The organism is Streptococcus parasanguinis, assembly GCF_001578955.1.
GTDB lineage: Bacteria > Bacillota > Bacilli > Lactobacillales > Streptococcaceae > Streptococcus > Streptococcus parasanguinis_U.
In genome coordinates this window covers 106631-119860 of sequence record NZ_KQ969691.1, presented here as the reverse complement: position 1 = coordinate 119860, position 13230 = coordinate 106631, and the positions used below count along the sequence as shown (strand labels likewise).

General features: G+C 34.2%; 16 protein-coding genes. 7 read left to right on the top strand and 9 right to left on the bottom strand.

What is annotated here, in order from left to right; translation table 11 throughout:
• Nucleotides 1-181: 181 nt before the first annotated feature.
• Both rplM and rpsI read left to right on the top strand, forming a co-directional pair.
• A complete protein-coding gene (gene rplM, locus SPADD19_RS07390; protein WP_002876943.1) occupies nt 182-628 on the top strand; it encodes a 50S ribosomal protein L13 in 447 nt (148 codons plus the stop codon).
• 18 nt (nt 629-646) lie between these two features.
• The gene (gene rpsI, locus SPADD19_RS07385) at nt 647-1039 is read left to right on the top strand and encodes a 30S ribosomal protein S9 (protein WP_002893764.1); all 393 of its coding nucleotides are present in this window, start codon (nt 647-649) and stop codon (nt 1037-1039) included.
• A gap of 138 nt (nt 1040-1177) precedes the next feature.
• Here the strand turns inward: rpsI and SPADD19_RS07380 are convergent, their stop codons facing one another.
• The 9 genes from SPADD19_RS07380 to SPADD19_RS11735 all read right to left on the bottom strand — a co-directional run bounded on the left by SPADD19_RS07380 (nt 1178) and on the right by SPADD19_RS11735 (nt 7384).
• Nucleotides 1178-1606 (bottom strand): transposase, encoded by a 429-nt coding sequence (locus tag SPADD19_RS07380; RefSeq protein WP_080979719.1) that lies wholly within the window; start codon nt 1604-1606, stop codon nt 1178-1180.
• Entirely contained in the window at nt 1584-2345 is a 762-nt protein-coding gene (locus SPADD19_RS07375; RefSeq protein WP_061455669.1) for an IS110 family RNA-guided transposase, read from the bottom strand. Before SPADD19_RS07375 ends, SPADD19_RS07380 begins: the two co-directional genes overlap by 23 nt.
• Nucleotides 2346-2621: 276 nt before the next feature.
• The gene (locus tag SPADD19_RS07370; RefSeq protein ID WP_061418102.1) at nt 2622-3839 is read right to left on the bottom strand and encodes a site-specific integrase; all 1218 of its coding nucleotides are present in this window, start codon (nt 3837-3839) and stop codon (nt 2622-2624) included.
• Between the two features lie 66 nt (nt 3840-3905).
• Complete coding sequence (locus SPADD19_RS07365; protein ID WP_061418099.1) at nt 3906-4169, bottom strand: helix-turn-helix domain-containing protein; 264 nt, start codon at nt 4167-4169, stop codon at nt 3906-3908.
• A gap of 13 nt (nt 4170-4182) precedes the next feature.
• Entirely contained in the window at nt 4183-4836 is a 654-nt protein-coding gene (locus tag SPADD19_RS07360) for a replication protein (RefSeq protein WP_061455668.1), read from the bottom strand.
• A 202-nt stretch (nt 4837-5038) separates the two neighbouring features.
• Nucleotides 5039-5569: a hypothetical protein gene (locus SPADD19_RS07355; protein ID WP_241496535.1), complete on the bottom strand. Its 531-nt coding sequence runs from the start codon at nt 5567-5569 to the stop codon at nt 5039-5041.
• 72 nt (nt 5570-5641) lie between these two features.
• The gene (locus SPADD19_RS07350; protein ID WP_061455666.1) at nt 5642-6730 is read right to left on the bottom strand and encodes a cell division protein FtsK; all 1089 of its coding nucleotides are present in this window, start codon (nt 6728-6730) and stop codon (nt 5642-5644) included.
• Complete coding sequence (locus SPADD19_RS07345) at nt 6730-7044, bottom strand: hypothetical protein (RefSeq protein WP_186822895.1); 315 nt, start codon at nt 7042-7044, stop codon at nt 6730-6732. The genes SPADD19_RS07350 and SPADD19_RS07345 overlap by 1 nt, the downstream gene beginning before the upstream one ends.
• Before the next feature lie 88 nt (nt 7045-7132).
• Complete coding sequence (locus SPADD19_RS11735) at nt 7133-7384, bottom strand: sigma factor-like helix-turn-helix DNA-binding protein (protein ID WP_241496534.1); 252 nt, start codon at nt 7382-7384, stop codon at nt 7133-7135.
• Between the two features lie 627 nt (nt 7385-8011).
• On the opposite strand from SPADD19_RS11735, the gene SPADD19_RS07335 reads away from it, so the two are divergent.
• From SPADD19_RS07335 to SPADD19_RS11725, 5 genes are all read left to right on the top strand, one after another.
• Nucleotides 8012-8398 carry a hypothetical protein gene (locus tag SPADD19_RS07335; RefSeq protein WP_061455664.1) on the top strand — a complete coding sequence of 129 codons (387 nt, stop codon included), beginning with the start codon at nt 8012-8014 and terminating at the stop codon, nt 8396-8398.
• 614 nt (nt 8399-9012) lie between these two features.
• On the top strand, nt 9013-9903 hold the full coding sequence (locus SPADD19_RS07330; RefSeq protein ID WP_061455663.1) for a helix-turn-helix domain-containing protein: 891 nt from the start codon (nt 9013-9015) through the stop codon (nt 9901-9903).
• A gap of 445 nt (nt 9904-10348) precedes the next feature.
• Nucleotides 10349-11182, top strand: a complete 834-nt coding sequence (locus SPADD19_RS07325) for an ABC transporter ATP-binding protein (RefSeq protein ID WP_061455662.1) — start codon at nt 10349-10351, stop codon at nt 11180-11182.
• Entirely contained in the window at nt 11175-11912 is a 738-nt protein-coding gene (locus tag SPADD19_RS07320; RefSeq protein ID WP_225750021.1) for an ABC transporter, read from the top strand. Before SPADD19_RS07325 ends, SPADD19_RS07320 begins: the two co-directional genes overlap by 8 nt.
• 854 nt (nt 11913-12766) lie before the next feature.
• The gene (locus SPADD19_RS11725) at nt 12767-12964 is read left to right on the top strand and encodes a hypothetical protein (protein WP_128861608.1); all 198 of its coding nucleotides are present in this window, start codon (nt 12767-12769) and stop codon (nt 12962-12964) included.
• The last annotated feature ends 266 nt before the right edge of the window (nt 12965-13230 follow it).

The window sequence follows — 13230 nt, the reverse complement described above, 5'->3', positions numbered from 1 at the left end:
TTGTCATTGGAAAAGAAAATCGCAAATAATTTTCCAAATCGGTTGACTTTTATCTTAGAATTTTGATACAATAGTAGGCGGTATTGTTTACCCCATTTGTAAGGCCCCGGAACCTTTCAAATAACTTGCGGACCGGAACATCCGCCCTGTAAACAAAAACGACATTCATATAGGAGAAATCATGAACAAAACTACATTCATGGCTAAACCAGGCCAAGTAGAACGCAAATGGTACGTTGTTGACGCAACTGATGTACCTCTTGGACGCCTTTCAGCAGTTGTTGCTAGCGTGCTTCGCGGAAAAAACAAACCAACATTCACACCTCACACTGATACAGGTGACTTCGTAATCGTTATCAATGCTGAAAAAGTTAAATTGACTGGTAAAAAAGCAACTGATAAGATCTACTACACTCACTCAAACCACCCAGGTGGATTGAAATCAATCTCTGCTGGTGAACTTCGTTCTAAAAATGCAGTACGTTTGATCGAGAAATCAGTTAAAGGTATGCTTCCACACAATACTCTTGGCCGCGCTCAAGGTATGAAATTGAAAGTATTCGTTGGAGCTGAGCACACTCACGCTGCACAACAACCAGAAGTTCTTGATATTTCAGGACTTATCTAAGGAAAGGAACAATAAAGTATGTCACAAGCACAATATGCAGGTACTGGACGTCGTAAAAACGCTGTTGCACGCGTTCGCCTTGTTCCAGGAACTGGTAAAATCACTGTTAACAAAAAAGATGTTGAAGAGTACATCCCACACGCTGACCTTCGTCTTGTAATCAACCAACCATTCGCAGTTACTTCAACTGCAGGTTCATACGACGTTTTCGTTAACGTTGTAGGTGGTGGATACGCTGGTCAAGCAGGAGCAATCCGTCATGGTATCGCTCGTGCCCTTCTTCAAGTAGACCCAGACTTCCGCGATTCATTGAAACGCGCAGGACTTCTTACACGTGACTCACGTAAGGTTGAACGTAAGAAACCAGGTCTTAAGAAAGCTCGTAAAGCATCACAATTCTCAAAACGTTAATCAATACAATTATATCAACGTTTCAAAGCACTCAAGAGTTTACCTCATGGGTGCTTTTTATTTGAAAAAAAACATCAAAATAGCGCAAAAAACTCTTCTTGTGCTATACTGTAATTGAGATTTTTTAAATTTTTGGTGTTAGAACTGTTGCCTCAGTCCTAGCACTTTTTCTTTGTCGTATTCTTGGTGTGTTGCGAGAATTTTGTAAATGATACGAAGCAACTTATGTGCGCAAGCAATGACGGCTTTCATCTTACTTCCTCTTTGGGAAATTTTGCTATAAAAAGATGAAAACACGCTGTCTTTAGAGTGAGCCGCAATCAATCCAGACATTGTCAGTGCCTGTTTGATGTAACGATTTCCTTGTGTGATGTGCGAGGATTTTTTAATGCCAGCACTTTCGTATGAACCAGGGCAGAGCCCAGCCCAAGAAGCTAGGTGTGCGTCCGATTGAAAAGCCTTCACATCTGGTCCAATCTCAGCTAAAATAGTGGCTGCACAGGTCTCACTCACACCAGGGATCGTTTGAAGTAATCTATTTTCTTCAGGGGAACTCCTTTTCGATATAAGCTATCATTTCACTCGTTAATTTATTCATGAGTTTTTGATACAATTGATATTCTTCTAGGCTTTGGGCCAAGAGAAATCGATCTTCCAGTGACAACTTCCCATTCATGGCTTCCATTAATTGTTCGGGACTTGCTTTGACATGCTTGTGAATACAAGCTGTCACATTGTCGTAATCAATGAGTTCCCCATTGATAAAGAGCGTTAAAAGAGACTGTCCTGTCTTAGAGAAGATATCAGAAAGATAGCTGGTTAGTTTGATATTAGCACGTTGTAAGAGGTTATGAATCTCATTCTTTATTTGGGTTTGACGTTGTTTATAAGAACGTAGCCTACGAGTGAGTAAACGTAACTGCATCACTTCAGGGTTAGGAATGTAAGATGGCTCAATAAGTCCACAACGTCCGAGTTGTGCAATCCATTCTGCATCTTTCATGTCTGTTTTTCGACCAGGTACATTCTTGATATGTTGGGGGTTAGCTAATATCAAATTGAGTTCTGAGTCTGAAAAAATATTAAAGAGTGGCACCCAATATTGGCCAGTGCTTTCAAAAAAGACATGTGTTACATGATTTTCTACTATCCAAGCTAAGGCATTTTGGAGAGCTATAGTTGTTGTACCAAATTTTTTTTGAATCTTTTTAGGTTTATTGCTTTCTAGTGGACCATCTAGAATACAACAAACGATAGACTTTTGATGGACATCAATTCCACAACAAGTTTCAATCATGACTTCCATTATAAAAACCTCCTGTTAACTATTTGAACAATAGAACAAGAGGCTATTAGTAATTTTATTTTCGTGCTCAAGGCATATTCGAGTTATCTCATGACTCTTGTTCAACCAGTTTTTTGTACAGACTAGGAAAAGCCCTATTAAAGACCACGGATTTGTATTGTTCACCTTCATTATAAGCCGAACCTTCTTTTCTGTCATGAGTTAGCAGGCTCTGCCTGCTTAGAGTTTTTTGTGTTTTTTGAAAAAGTTCACCTCAAAGTTTACCTTATTTTAACCTTATTGTTTTAGAGACTTTAAGGCAAATTCACCGACTGCCATAGGGACTACGTTAGAAGTATTGACATAAATCTGTGTTGTACCTGTGTCGCTATGTGTTAGAGCTTCGGAAATGGCTTCTAAGCTCATTCCAGCCTGTTTAGCGAGCGTTGCTCCCGTATGACGTAGTTTATGTGGTGTAGCGTGTGTAAGCTCTGGGTGTCGCTTTCTGATAGTTTGCATCTTATTATTAAGATAGTCAGAATGTAGGGGTTTATTGATATTCCCTCTGGTATCTATATAAGTGAAGATGAATTGTTCTGGATTACTGATGATACCAAACTTTGCTAGTTCATATTTTTGTTGTTTTTTCCATAAGGTTAGGAGTTGAAGCAAGTCGCTAGAAATAGAAAAGATAGTTTTTTTATTTCCTTTGGTAGATTTTACTTGTCCGTATCTATCTAAAGCCTGAATTAACTGAATCTGAGATTTTGAAAAGTCGATATGTTTCCACTGGAGAGCATATGTTTCTGATTTTCTATCTCCAAGGAAAAAAGTGAGATAGAAAAGGACGTAATCTTTGAGTGATATTCTATCATTCTCTAAATCCTCTTTAAAGGCTGAGAACCATTCTTGGAGTTGCTCATGAGTTAAATATAAATCTTCATCACGTTTTGATTCTGCAAGTTGAATTTTTTTAACAGCCTTAATTCGTCTTAAAGTTTTTGCAACTCTATTTGCTTCAATATATTCAAGTTCTTCTGCCCAATCAAAAATAGAAATAACGTAACTTCGTAAAGTTTTGAAGTTGGCATATTCGTTGGCTTTTGCCGTCATCAAATTTAGAATAACCTGTTTATTTTGGTTTAAAAATTGAATAGTATAGTTGCCAAGAAGTGGTAGTATATGCTTTTCAAAACATGTTTTGGTATTAGCAATTGTTGACCTGCTTGGTGGCTTAGAAGTTGATGTAGTTTGACCTGCTTTATAGGATTCCCACCAAATATTATTATAGAAGTCTGAGAAAAGAATATCTTCTTTGCCTAGTCCCGAAAACGCATTGTCTTCAATTTGGTTTAACTTCGTGAGTAAGTCTATCTCTGCTTGTCTTGCCTCCTTTCTTGTTTTGAATCGTTTATCGTAGTAGTTGTTGCTGACGATTCCAAGTGGCATTCGAGCTTCTATTGGAATGTAGATTTTTAAACGATAAGTACCATTTTTGGTTTTAGTGATAGTCATGATATTCTCCTTGTGTATCGAACCAGAAAATATCATGACTATTATAAAACAAAAATCTTGATATTTCTAGTTATGTGAGTTTAGCCATTGGTCGATAGCGTCTTTATGGAATCGAATCGTTTTACCGATTTTGATTTTGGGTAAGCCTTTTACAATCCAAGAATCCAGTGTATTGTTTGATATACCTAAATAGTTACAAGCTTGTTGCTTGTTCAAATAGGGGCTATCGATACCGCTCTTGTCTAATTGCTCTCTGATTTCTTTATTTATAAGATTAGAGAGTAAAAGTTGAATTTGATGAATTTGCTCATCTGGTAAGATTACTTGCATAGCTTTTCCTCCATTATAATTCTATTGAAGTAGTGCTTGATATGACGTCACTAGCTTCATTAGGAGTATTCGTCAAGGAATTTTCTGATGAAGTTATTTTGCTTTTGTCTGTGCTATACCTTCGTGAATCTAAATACTTAGCAAAAAAGTAAGTTTTATCTACGATAAGTCTTAATAAGGTCGGATTTTCTTCCCTCGCATATCTAACCAGATGATTAAACTCTGTGAAATTATTCTTGTCTATCACATCAATGATGGCTGATAGAAAGTCATCGTTGTTATTGTTTATGAGGAATTTGTCTAATTCAAATCCGCATCCTATTTCTATATCATCAATTTTGTATTGAGTCTTTTCAGGATTCTCCGCATGAACAAAGTAGTCATACATCCCCTTGGGAGACATAATAGGCTCTACATGAGCAGGTCCCTTTAATTTATCCTTGATGAGTTCAGATACTTGATTATAGCTTTTAAGCGAATCAAAGAAAAAGGCTCCATGTTTATGAGCTTTCTTAAGTTCCCCTGTTTTTCGATTGATATCTCTATCATGCCAAGGTGATAAGATAAAGGGGATATGAAAACCTTCAAGGATTTCCAAATAGTTTTCTGGGGCGCTCTCTCTGTAGAAAAGAAAAGCCCATTTATTAGAACGTTGTTCTTTTGCCATATTCAATATGTCTCGCTTTCAAATTGTATTTCTATCTATAAGGAGATTTAGAGGGGTGTCTTCGGAATGTGGTACATGATTTATTTGATTTTTGGTGATTATTGATTATTGGACTAACGGGGTCGTAGTAACCCGTTAGTCCATATACCAAGCAGAAGGGCGCTAGGTGGCGCTCACTTCGTGCGCCAAAGCGCCCTTCCAATCAATTGCGTCTTGTTCCGATAAAGTAGAAGGCCATACCCTTTCTTTCAGGCCGTGAAAAATAATAGTCTGGATTGCGACTAGATATTTCTTCACTGATGATTGTTTCCAAATCTTTTAGAATTCTAATAGCTTGTTGAGATTTAGGGACAGGAATAATCAAGCTTGCGCTTCCTTCTCTTATATCTACAACCGCTTTCTGAATTGCTTTATTGAACTGTTTGTTGACAGGATTGTATCTCTTTACATTCCCTTGCTCGCTTGTGCTTACAGATTCTGTGTGTTCTCTTTGAATAAGAAAAAGACGAAGAGAAAAGGTCTGTGTAATGGACTTAAAGAGGTTTGATATTCTATCTTCTCTATGGCGTATCTTGATTTCATAGCCAACTAATCCAAGGAATAAGAGGAGAGACAAGAAAGAGACAGATGAGCTGATAAAGTGAAGCAAGCGCAGGAAATCAAACAGAGATGTGAAATAGACACTGTTTTCCAAGGGGGTCATTCCAAGTCTCAATAAGATTGAAATAAGCATAGATAGGATTCCCACTATAAAAAGGGTAGTTGCTGGATGTATAGTTTTTTGAAAGTTCGTTTTTCTCATGGCTTATAATATTCCTTTCTTAGTGTAATAGGTGGGGCAGAGGAGGGGGAGAACTTGATAAGGATGTTCGTTATCAATGATTTGAATTAAGCCAGTTCCTTTGCCGATCGGAATAACAATGCCTTCTGGGTCAAGGTCGGGAAACAAAAACTGCGTGGTCTTTTTATTAATGTTTCCAATCTGTATCAGAACGTTTAATTGTTCTCGAACAGAAACTGGTATGGTAATATGGTCAAAGCGTTGACTGACTAGAAGTAAATGAACTCGTGTTGCTCGCCCAAGTAATGCAATTTGAGACAATAACGAGAAGAAGGAATCTTTGATGGTTTTATTGACCCCTTCTGACAAGGCAAGGACTTCATCAATAACGATTGTCATATGTTTAAATTCATGACGTGGATTTTCAAAGAGAATTCCTTGACGCTTATGAATAATAGACAGACACTGACTTAAACTTTCGTTAATTTCGGAAACAAAGTCAGATTTAGAACGGTTTTCGCGTGGATGAATGACAGGAATTTGGTATTCTCTTGCCCAACGTGATGGAGTATCGAATTTTGGGTCAACGATAATCAAATCAGAAATATTTTTTAATACGCTTAGCAAATACGTCAAAGCATAACTTTTCCCACTACCTGAATTGCCAGCAATTGCAATAGAAGTTACATTATCATAGTTAATGACTAGATTTTTCATGACAGGAATATCATTCCCCTTTAGAGATGAGGTGAATTGTTCAAGGTCGGAAATGATAAGGCGTTCAGAAATCCCCTGTTTCCATGGGAAAAATAATCCGCGTTGCACATGGATGTCATCTGTTTTTAATGCGACAAAGTAAGCGGAGTTTTGTTTCAATAGCGTATATTGAGGATAGAGGGAGGCGTTTGCGATTAGAAAAATCTTCTGATATAAGTCATCATCAATAATAAAACCAGATGGAAGACGTGGAATGAAGATAAATCCATCTTCTTTAACTGCAATATCGAATGAGTTGGTATAAGATGTTTCACCTTGAAGAACAGAGCCTAAACCCATGTTCAGACTCTGCAACAAGTATTGTTCCAACTCTCTTTTTGTGAGAGAATGAACCATTATTTTACCTCTTTTAATTTATCTGCTTTGAAGTAAACATTATAGTTTACTTCACATGCCATTAGATTTTCAAAGGAAACCAAAGACAGATAGTCTGGTAGGTCAGGTGCTTCTGAAAATTTAACTTGGAAAGGCGGGAGCCCTTTTTGTCCGAACCAAGCCTTGTAAGCAACAATTTCACCGGTTGGCTTTCCATCCTCGAATTTTTGTTGTGGCTCAAGCTCATCACTGAGCAAGTGAATAGGTGCTTGAAGATTCACGTATTGTTCTGCTGTTTGATTTGAGTATCCGCCTTTGCGTTTTTGTGGTTTGATTTTCATATGGTTTTACCTTTCTATATGAAGATTAAAAATTGAAAAGGGACAAGCTCGGTTTCCTGTCATGAACTGGACAGTTTTTTATTTATTCTTCAAGTTTTTCCCTCAGAAGTTTGAGTGATTTTTCTAGCCTTCTTTTGACTGTTTTGTCACTGAGGTGAACTTCTCTAGCTAATTGAGTGAACTTCTTATCTTCAAAGAAGTAACCAAAGATAATGGTTTGTTCGATGTCGTCGAACTCGTCAATTGTCTGATAGATAATCTTCATATCTTCTTCATAAATGATTGATTCAAGAGGATTGGAGTGTCTGGAATTGTCAGGTAGAAAGTCAAGCATTTCTTTCTTCTTATAGGTGAAATTGATGCTGAGTTTTCCATGATACCTGTCTCTTCTTTCTGCGTTTTCGAGTGGTAATGATAGAAGATGGACAACTCTTTTCCAGTTGCCACACTCAATCGCTTCCTTAATTTCTTTTTCTCTGCGGATAGCGACCTTGTCGGGTTTGGGTTGTTTTGAATTTTTTTGGCCATAATTCTTTACCTTCCTTTTGGACAAAAATAGTGAAAGGATTCTTGCTCGGTTTAACATCATGAGCTGGATGGTTGTTCTTGTTTATAAGGAGATTTTTTGAGTGTTCTCGGACAAAAAAGTGAAAAAAGTTTAGAAAAAACAAAAATCCCCCACATTACATGTGGGGGAGGGAGGATAGGGTGGATTTGTAACTGAAATTTAACTTGACAGAATCTTGATTTTGGGATATAATTCCCTTTAGGGAATAAATAATTGAAAATAAATTTTCATGAATGAATTGGTGTTTGAGGGAAACCTCATTATTCTTACAATTCGTGTACACGAATTGTAAGTTTGAAGTAGGGGAGATTTCAACATTTTAGGAATTTTTGACTAAGCCTCAGGCTTTTTTTTTATAAATTTTAACTATATAAAGTTTTTAAGGGGGAAAATATGAAAAATATAAGTTATGAAAACTATTTAAAGTGTAAAGATGCTCTCTCTTTTGAATATTGTCAAAAAATTCATCAAGCAATTTTACTTGAGTTGGGAACTGAACCAGATATTTTAGAAATATGGCATGATTTTCTAAAAGCAAGTATGGATTACGCATATACCCGCAGTCAGTGGTTATTATGGGAAAGTGCAGAACGTAGAGAAAAAGATGAAGGTCGCACAGCTCAACATGAAATAGTTATATATAATTTTAAGCTACTTAGTCGTAACATGGAGCAGTCGAGTGAAGTAGTGAAATACCTAAAAGAAATAGAAAAAAATCGAAAACAAATTGGAGATTTCGTGTCTTACCTTGCATATATCTATGCAATAAATTCAAGATAAATACAATAAGTTATTTCAAGAACCTCATATAGTGAAAATATACAAAAAAGGAGCTTTATCTTCCGATAAAGCTCCTTTTACTTTTTATTGTCCGAATCAATAATCTTATTTCAAAAAAGGTAGTGAGCCGGTTGATTTATATTGCAATGTATTGAAATTTAAAATTTTAAGAATCACTTAAAATCAAGGTTTCTCACGTCTGTTGGTGTGTAGTGAATACCTATTTCACTTCTGTAAAAATCAACTCCTACACCTACAAAGCTTATTATGTCAGACTTTATAACCGTCTGCGGAAAAAAGTAGAGAAAAAGGTAGAGATTCATACAGTATCTAGATTTTCCAAAAATTCTTAATAAACTTAAAACCTGGTTTGGAAAGTATGAATTTCAGTTGGATTAAAAACAGCGTAATATCAAGGATTTTCAGAACGATATCTACTTTTTAATTTCATAAAATTTGAATCAATATTTTTTAAATAGGGGAATAGTTCGGTGATGAATATCTTCTCCAAGGATTTTAGTTTTGTATTTATAATTAAAATTGGAATTTATTCTTAATGATATTTTTGTTGAAATGTGATAAGATAAATAAAATCAAAATATTTGGATAGATATATGGAAAATTTAAAGAAGGAAATTGGTAAAAAGATAAAAATAGCTCGGTTGAACCACGGGCTAACTCAAGCAGATATTTGTGATGATGAGTCAGAATTGACTGTTCGACAATTAGCTCGTATTGAAAATGGTCAGGCTATGATTACATTACCTAAAATGATGTTTTTAGCAGAAAAATTAGGAGTTCCAATTCAAAATTTAATAGATGTTGATAAAATGGAAATTCCTAAAAGATATTTGGAATTGAAAAATAAGTTGATAAAATCGCACACATATGGTGATCAAGAAAGAATTAAGCAACATGAGTTGATATTCGATGAAATTTATAAAGATTTTTTTGATAATTTGCCAGAAGACGAACAATTACTAGTTGAAATGTTACAAGTTAGATTAGATGTTTGGGTATCGCAAGACTCTGGCTTTGCCCTAGGTTTATTTGAAGAATATTTTCATCAAATTCTTAAGAAGAAAAAGTATAGTTATAATGATTTGGTATTAATTAATTTGTATTTTTTCTGTTGTGCAATTGGATTAGAGGATAATTCATATTTTGATGAACTGGCTAAGAAGATTCCTTTATACATTGATTATAGCGATCTTGAACGAATGTACTTATTTGAGAGAATTTTACTCACCATCTTGTCTAAAATTGAACCAGAGCATTATTTAACCTATACTACTCTATTTAGAGAAGTGATTGCCGAAACAAATAATTTCCAGCATAAACCAGCTATTTATGCTTTTGAGGCTAAATATTACCTCCAAATAGAAAAAAATTATGATAAATCTAAAGAATCTTATCATAAAGCTATTCTTTTTGCTGAAATGCTTAATGATAATGTTTTAGTAGCTAACTTAAAAAAAGAAAGAGACGAAGACTTAGCAACCTGACTTCCACGTCATGTTGCTTTTTTTATGTTTGTTTTATACTTAAACCATAAAGACAGAGGTCTTAAAGATTAAGTAAAAAAATGGAGGATAGTGCTATGGTAATTGTTGCAACTCTTTTAACCGCTCTAGTTTGGATTACGTTATGAGATATTCCCTAAAATCTGAATATGTAGAACAACACAAAATAATAATAGAAAATGAAAAAAATGAAGGGTGTCTATGTAGAGTTGAGGTTAATCATAGACTATACAAAATTGTTTACTTAGAACCTCTGTCAATCATTGAAATTTTCTATAATCAAGAAGAGATAATCGATTATTTATCGGTTTCAGTTTTAAGAGAATTCTAAATAGGAGGACTAAAATATGTGGTTTATAGGACCTGTTGGTATGCCACTAATTATGTGGCTGTTTAATCATTAAGAAAGTAAAAAGGAGAAATAGCGATGGAGCAAGTAGTAAAGGTTAAAAATGTTAAAAAAAAATTCGATGAAAAATTTGCTTTAAAAAATGTTAGTTTTGACATTAATGAAGGAGAGATTTTTGGTTTTTTAGGGCCATCTGGTTCTGGAAAAACAACAATGATTAAAATTATCACTGGGCAATTATCATCTGATCATGGCGAGACTTACTTACTAAATAAAGAATCATCACTATTATCTCCAGAGGATTTTGAAAGAATAGGAATCGTTAGCGATACAAGTGGTTTTTTCGAAAAAATGAGTTTGGAAAAAAATCTTAATCTATATGCAAAATTACATGGGGTCGATTTTATAAAGGTCAATGAAATTTTGGAAAAAGTTGGTTTACAAAATAGTAAAAAAGTTATAGCAGAAAAATTATCAACGGGAATGAAACAACGTATGCTTCTTGTTAGAGCTTTAATTAATTCCCCTAAAGTTTTATTTCTTGATGAACCTACTAGTGGGTTAGATCCAACAACATCTAAACAGATTCACGAACTATTACTTGAATTAAAATCTCAAGGAACAACTATTTTCTTAACCACGCATGATATGCATGAAGCAACTCTTCTATGTGATAACCTTGTTCTTCTAAATCAAGGTTGCCTCATCGAGCAAGGTACTCCTAAAGATATAATCAATAAATATAATAATAACAAGAGAGTGAAAATTACTTTTAAAAATCATGAAGAAATCGAGTTAAATTTTAACGAACTTCAGAATTACGATTTGTCAGAATCAGTCACTATACATTCTTGCGAGCCAACACTTGAAGATGTTTTTATTCAAAGAACAGGAGTAAAATTAAATGTTTAAAAGATTATCAGCCTTGATTTGGTTACGAACTCAAATTTTTATCACTAATAAGAATATTCTGATCCCAGTATTAATGCCATACTTTATGGTATTACTGTTAAAGTTTGTTATGAACACAGACAGTTCTAAAGGGTTGGATCTTATGTCTCTGTGCTTTTCAATGGCTATAGGAATGGCTGTAGGAAGTCCTATTTCTGCTATGATTGCAGAAGAAAAAGAAAAGAATAATTTGACAACATTACTTTTAAATGGAGTTCGCCCTGTAGAATATGTAATTTCAGTTTTATTTTATCCAGTTCTGATTTCTATGGCGAATCTCATTTTGTTCCCTTTGATTACTGAAACAAATTTGTCTGGAATCTGGGAAAGCTATTCTATCATTATGATTATGACATCAGTAGCTTCAATTTTGATAAACTTTTTAGTAGGAACTATTTCTCAAACTCAATCAAAGGCTCAAATTTTTTCGATGATAGTCACGATGGTCATTTCTTTAGGGCCTAGTTTAGCAATAGTTAATGAAACTGTTGGCAAAATTCTAGAATATAGTTTTATTGGAGCTTATATTGAGTTTTATAGAAACCCTTATTTTGATATTTTTAGCAAATCTACTTATTACTTGTTAGCATGGTGTGGTGTCGTTAGCTTACTTCTTGTTCTATCTTTAAAGACAACCAAAAAATCATTTATGAAGATGAATATTTTAAAATTATTATTATTTTGGAAATAAGTAGATATATTAAGGAGAATTTAAATGAATAGTGTTTTTAATTTCATATTTTGGTTGAATATAGTAGTCCAAATTATCTTTATTTCATATATGCTAATTTCACATGGAACTATCGAGAATACCTATCTCATTATAGCTTTTAGTTCTCTTATTAGTACTACTTTGATTAAACTATCATTAAAAAATAATCAGGAGAATAAAAAATAAATAGGATGAAGCGGAGGATAACACCTCCACTTTTTGTGCCCTTAAGTTTTGTATAGATGCCCCGATTTTTGTTTTAATCACGCAAAAATAACGTTTATTTGGTATTGAGACGGTGATTCTGAGCGTTTTTTAAGTACTTTCTTTAGAGTAAGTATTTTTCAGAAAACAAGCATTTTCGGAAAGTTTTGTGAAATAAAGGAGAGGGGTTTTAGGAGATTTCACAATAAAAGACACCAAATTATTTAGTTTTGGTGTCTTTTATCTGCTCTCTAAATATTTTAAAGTTATTTTTTCTTAAGATTTTTTACTATTAAAAAAATTATGACTAGAGGGAGAGTTATAATAAGAGCAACTGTAATCAAACCAACGCTTCCCATTTCACATCACCTCCTATCTTTTTTAAAAGCATAGAATATTTAGAGAGTTTCTTGTGTTTACGTTTACATTTTACCATAAAAATTGTAAAACATAAATTCAAATGATAATTGCACCGACCTCTGTCCGTTTCGACGATCGGTCGGCCAACGGGCGACAAGCTGGCGAAGTCCCTTTTTAATCGAGTTCAGGGCATTGGACTATTGAGCTGAAATTCCCAGCATTTCAGGAGTTTTCCTCACTTCAAGAACTTTTCAAGATATAATCTAAACATGAAAAATATAAAAGAAAATAACATTCAAAAAGCATTATGGCATATCAAACGCCATTGTTACCATATAGAAAATAACCACTCTCATAGTGATATGAAAGTTGAACTATTCCATTTAAAAGCAAGTATTGAAACCTTACTGCGAGTTTTAAATAATGAAAAACCCTATCCAAATTCGGACAGGGAGGAAGTGTTTTAAATCAATATACCATTTTATTGGAATGGGGAGCTCACTATATCTGTAAAAACCAAATAAGGTAAACTTTTGATATTCTGGTTCGATTTTATCTTATTTTTAATGAAAGTTTACCTTATTTAAATGAAAGTGATTGAACTTAATTGAAATTTTAATTTTTAAAAACTTATGAAAACGTTGATTTTAAAGCATTTTGAAATTGGATAAAATAAGTGATGCCTCAACCAGGTCTTAAGAAAGCGCGTAAAGCTAGCCAGTTCTCTAAACGT

What these genes read in the sequence shown, in the direction of transcription:
- rplM (WP_002876943.1), top strand. Translation starts at nt 182, where the DNA reads ATGAACAAAACTACATTCATGGCTAAACCAGGCCAAGTAGAACGCAAA.
- rpsI (WP_002893764.1), top strand. Translation starts at nt 647, where the DNA reads ATGTCACAAGCACAATATGCAGGTACTGGACGTCGTAAAAACGCTGTT.
- SPADD19_RS07375 (WP_061455669.1), bottom strand. Translation starts at nt 2,345, where the DNA reads ATGGAAGTCATGATTGAAACTTGTTGTGGAATTGATGTCCATCAAAAG.
- SPADD19_RS07370 (WP_061418102.1), bottom strand. Translation starts at nt 3,839, where the DNA reads ATGACTATCACTAAAACCAAAAATGGTACTTATCGTTTAAAAATCTAC.
- SPADD19_RS07365 (WP_061418099.1), bottom strand. Translation starts at nt 4,169, where the DNA reads ATGCAAGTAATCTTACCAGATGAGCAAATTCATCAAATTCAACTTTTA.
- SPADD19_RS07360 (WP_061455668.1), bottom strand. Translation starts at nt 4,836, where the DNA reads ATGGCAAAAGAACAACGTTCTAATAAATGGGCTTTTCTTTTCTACAGA.
- SPADD19_RS07355 (WP_241496535.1), bottom strand. Translation starts at nt 5,569, where the DNA reads ATGCTTATTTCAATCTTATTGAGACTTGGAATGACCCCCTTGGAAAAC.
- SPADD19_RS07350 (WP_061455666.1), bottom strand. Translation starts at nt 6,730, where the DNA reads ATGGTTCATTCTCTCACAAAAAGAGAGTTGGAACAATACTTGTTGCAG.
- SPADD19_RS11735 (WP_241496534.1), bottom strand. Translation starts at nt 7,384, where the DNA reads ATGCTTGACTTTCTACCTGACAATTCCAGACACTCCAATCCTCTTGAA.
- SPADD19_RS07335 (WP_061455664.1), top strand. Translation starts at nt 8,012, where the DNA reads ATGAAAAATATAAGTTATGAAAACTATTTAAAGTGTAAAGATGCTCTC.
- SPADD19_RS07330 (WP_061455663.1), top strand. Translation starts at nt 9,013, where the DNA reads ATGGAAAATTTAAAGAAGGAAATTGGTAAAAAGATAAAAATAGCTCGG.
- SPADD19_RS07325 (WP_061455662.1), top strand. Translation starts at nt 10,349, where the DNA reads ATGGAGCAAGTAGTAAAGGTTAAAAATGTTAAAAAAAAATTCGATGAA.
- SPADD19_RS07320 (WP_225750021.1), top strand. Translation starts at nt 11,175, where the DNA reads ATGTTTAAAAGATTATCAGCCTTGATTTGGTTACGAACTCAAATTTTT.
- SPADD19_RS11725 (WP_128861608.1), top strand. Translation starts at nt 12,767, where the DNA reads ATGAAAAATATAAAAGAAAATAACATTCAAAAAGCATTATGGCATATC.